Below are 504 nucleotides of genomic sequence, written 5' to 3' on the forward strand. Positions count from 1 at the left end.
AAGAGTGGCTGAGCATGGCCAATGTCGCTGGCCTGCCCGGGTGACAGCATGAAGCGGAGAGGTATCCCGTTGGCATCGCAGATCAGGTGAATCTTGGTGGTTAGGCCGCCTCGGCTACGTCCCAATGCATGATCTACCGGTTCTTCTGGCCCCCCTTTTTCCCGGCGCCAGAAGAGGCTCGGGTTGCACGCACCGCGGTGGAGTCGATCATCCACGTATCCAGGTCGATCAGGCCTTCCTGATTCAACCGGACGTGCAATCGCTCAAGTACTCGGTTAAACGTGCCGTCGTCTCGCCAGTCACGGAACCGTTGATAAACCGTCGACCACGGGCCGAAACGTTCCGGAAGATCACGCCAGGCGGCTCCGGAGCAGAGGATCCAAAAGATGCCGTTGAGCACCAGCCGATCATCACTTCGAGGTCGGCCCATCTTCTGTTCCGGGGCAACCAGATCCTTGATCAACTCCCAGCCCGCATCTGGGAGTTCGTAGCGCCTTGCCATGT

1 pseudogene is annotated in these 504 nt (G+C 59.3%); it reads right to left on the reverse strand.

What is annotated here, in order from left to right:
* Positions 1–502, reverse strand: a pseudogene (locus A9G05_RS26320) (IS5 family transposase); the annotation flags it as partial.
* Positions 503–504: the final 2 nt, after the last annotated feature.

It is taken from the genome of Pseudomonas sp. ENNP23, assembly GCF_001728945.1.
Taxonomy (GTDB): domain Bacteria; phylum Pseudomonadota; class Gammaproteobacteria; order Pseudomonadales; family Pseudomonadaceae; genus Metapseudomonas; species Metapseudomonas otitidis.